This window comes from Solemya elarraichensis gill symbiont (assembly GCF_002021095.1).
Lineage (GTDB): Bacteria > Pseudomonadota > Gammaproteobacteria > Chromatiales > Chromatiaceae.
Genome location: NZ_MPRK01000245.1, coordinates 1 through 2543 on the forward strand (window position 1 = coordinate 1; position 2543 = coordinate 2543).

The following is a 2543-nucleotide window of genomic DNA, read 5'->3' on the forward strand; positions in this document are numbered from 1 at the left end:
CAACGATTCTCACAAGCTTCAAACGCTGACTGGAACTGGCGACACAATGACTATTTATTCCCACATTATCGGGAACGATGATCATTATTCGACAATTCAGAGGGTTAGACCACGCTATAACGATGGGCCTACTTCTGCATCATTAACTAACTATTACAAAGACGAGTCTGAGGATGGTTTTACCGAGGACTTTACTGTTGCCCAGTCTGACGGGAAGTTCGATTTTCTCAGATCGAGCAAGTGGCATAAACTCAGATTTACATTCACAGGTGAAACGGTAGTTGCCGGCTATAGCTTATTTCTGAAGTCCGGAGGTAGGGAGTGAATGACCCGCGCTTGCCTATATTGCCGTTTGAAGCACCCGAATACATCAGGCGACTCTGGCAACGTCTAACAGAGTTATTCAGGGCGCAGACACCTGCTGCTGGCTGGAAGGATAAGGAAGCCTCTATATCTACTGCAAAGGTCGGTGGGTCGGACCCACCAACATGGGCTGTAATGATTGATGGCATTTATGCCTATAAATTCGCGCCTAACAAGGATGAAGAGGTTTGGCTGTCGTTCCATATGCCACATGACATTCAATACTCGTTTCTGAGAGATGACGGAACGGTACAAGGCCCGACACTCTTCCCTCATGTTCACTGGGTTAGCGATGGAACAGATACAGGGACAGTCAGGTTCGGCATCGAATACACGATGGCAAAGGGATATTCACAAGGGGTTTTTCCGGTAACGACGACAATCTACCTTGAGCAAGCGTCTGATGGTACGGCCAATAAACACAATATCGTTGAGACAACCGATGACAATGCACTATTGAGCGAGTCGTTTGAGACTGACGCACTGGTACTGACAAGGGTGTTCAGGGAAGGCACTCATGCCAATGACACTTTAACCGATGATGTATTTATCCTCTTCGTGGATTTACATTACCCATCCGATGGGTTGAATACAAATGAACGAAACCGCAACAACACAAGTGGTGAGCTTCCCTGGACAAAAAAGCAGATGTTCGAGTCTTGAGTTTATTTGGGTTGAGCCTAATGAAATTCACGGCTATTGGGAGTTGGTCAAACCTGGGCTAGAAAAGGTCAAGAAACATGGCGGAGGCTGGCTGAATGAAGACATTTACGCATCCATTAAAGCGGGGCAGTCAAATCTGCATGTTTTTTATGATGATGCCACCTATGTTGGTTTTGTGCTTATTACTCCTAGTGTCGGGTTTGGTGGGAATGTTCTTCATGTCTGGGCCATGTACTCGGACGACCAAAACCAGCAATACCACGATGAAGTAAATAATCAATTAACACAATGGGCTGAGAGTATGAAAGCGAAAACAATCACCTTCCACACCAGTCGGAAGGGGTGGGGCAAAGTGGGTGAGAAACTCGGTTTCAAGGCTGTGATGACAATTTATGAGAGGACAGTCTAATGGGTGGCGGCGGTGGTAATACAACCACGACGACTATAGCTAAACTTCCTGAGTTCGCGCAGCCGTACCAGGAGCAATTACTGGAGCAGGGTGCTGCACTGTCGGGTAATCCTTACGAGGCCTATGGTGGTGAGATGATTGCAGGTTTTGATCCTGCACATAACCAGGCAATGGACGTTGTGATGGGCAGGGCAAGTGCCGGTAGTCCGATGCTGGACGCTGCACAGCAATATGGTATTTCGCAGATGAATGGTGAGATGAACCCGTATGTCAACGACATTATCATGCAGAACGCTGCGGATATGACACAAGCCTACAACGACATAACCAACCCTTATTTTACCTCTCAGGATGTTGCAAGCGGGGCTTTTGGCAATTCCGGTCTTCAACAGGCCAGGTTGAATTCAATGTCCGATCTCACGGAGAACGTGGGAGAGATGGCGAATAACGTCCGTTACGGTGCATGGAATGACCAACAAAACCGTGGCATGAGTGCTATGGGCATGGCTCCAACGCTTGCGGAAGCTGATTACATGGACGCTGACAAAATGATGGGTGTTGGTGACATGTTGAGGGATTACGAACAGTCGCAACTCAACGAGCAGTACGCGAACTGGCAGGCTGAGCAGATGTGGCCTTACCAGCAGCTTGATCTTCTCGGCAATACACTGAGGCAGGCTGTTGCAGGAGGTGGTTCGACTACCACATCAGCACCCAACGCCTACGCGTCCAATCCTTATGCAAACATCCTCGGTGGAGGCTTGATGCTCTCAAGCGTTCCCGGCTTACTTGGCATGACTTAGGAGAAAGACCATGACAAAAGCAGCATTAATTCCTCTTCTCGGTGCTGGCGCTGGTGCGATGATGAACAAAGACGATCCCTTCAAAGGCGCGATGCTGGGTCTTTTGGGTGGTTCGATAGCAGGGCCGGTTGCAGGTGCAATGGGAGGCGCTCCAGCGGGTTCAGCACTTGAGGCTGCTTCTTTCGCTGCGCGCCAAGGAGAGAGAGTCGAAGGCGCGTAGTCCCCGGTAGCCACTAGGCGAGACTGTTTTTCTGACGTGCGCCAGCGTCAAAGGAAAAATAAAGTGAGCATCCGACAGTGGCGTC

5 protein-coding genes are annotated in these 2543 nt (G+C 49.3%); all 5 read left to right on the plus strand.

The window, feature by feature from the left end:
- A partial coding sequence (locus BOW51_RS11450) for a hypothetical protein (RefSeq protein ID WP_217349030.1) occupies nucleotides 1-325 on the plus strand: 325 nt, incomplete at its 5' end.
- Nucleotides 322-1026: a hypothetical protein gene (locus tag BOW51_RS09705; RefSeq protein ID WP_078477542.1), complete on the plus strand. Its 705-nt coding sequence runs from the start codon at nucleotides 322-324 to the stop codon at nucleotides 1024-1026. The genes BOW51_RS11450 and BOW51_RS09705, both read left to right, overlap by 4 nt.
- Nucleotides 959-1435 (plus strand): hypothetical protein, encoded by a 477-nt coding sequence (locus tag BOW51_RS09710; protein WP_135568227.1) that lies wholly within the window; start codon nucleotides 959-961, stop codon nucleotides 1433-1435. The genes BOW51_RS09705 and BOW51_RS09710 overlap by 68 nt, the downstream gene beginning before the upstream one ends.
- Nucleotides 1435-2238 carry a hypothetical protein gene (locus tag BOW51_RS09715; RefSeq protein WP_078477544.1) on the plus strand — a complete coding sequence of 268 codons (804 nt, stop codon included), beginning with the start codon at nucleotides 1435-1437 and terminating at the stop codon, nucleotides 2236-2238. The genes BOW51_RS09710 and BOW51_RS09715 overlap by 1 nt, the downstream gene beginning before the upstream one ends.
- Nucleotides 2239-2248: 10 nt before the next feature.
- Nucleotides 2249-2458 (plus strand): hypothetical protein, encoded by a 210-nt coding sequence (locus tag BOW51_RS09720; protein ID WP_078477545.1) that lies wholly within the window; start codon nucleotides 2249-2251, stop codon nucleotides 2456-2458.
- The last annotated feature ends 85 nt before the right edge of the window (nucleotides 2459-2543 follow it).

Bases quoted from the DNA above. Each gene is read 5' to 3' on its own strand.
- BOW51_RS09715 (WP_078477544.1), top strand. From the start codon at position 1,435: ATGGGTGGCGGCGGTGGTAATACAACCACGACGACTATAGCTAAACTT.
- BOW51_RS09720 (WP_078477545.1), top strand. From the start codon at position 2,249: ATGACAAAAGCAGCATTAATTCCTCTTCTCGGTGCTGGCGCTGGTGCG.
- BOW51_RS09710 (WP_135568227.1), top strand. From the start codon at position 959: ATGAACGAAACCGCAACAACACAAGTGGTGAGCTTCCCTGGACAAAAA.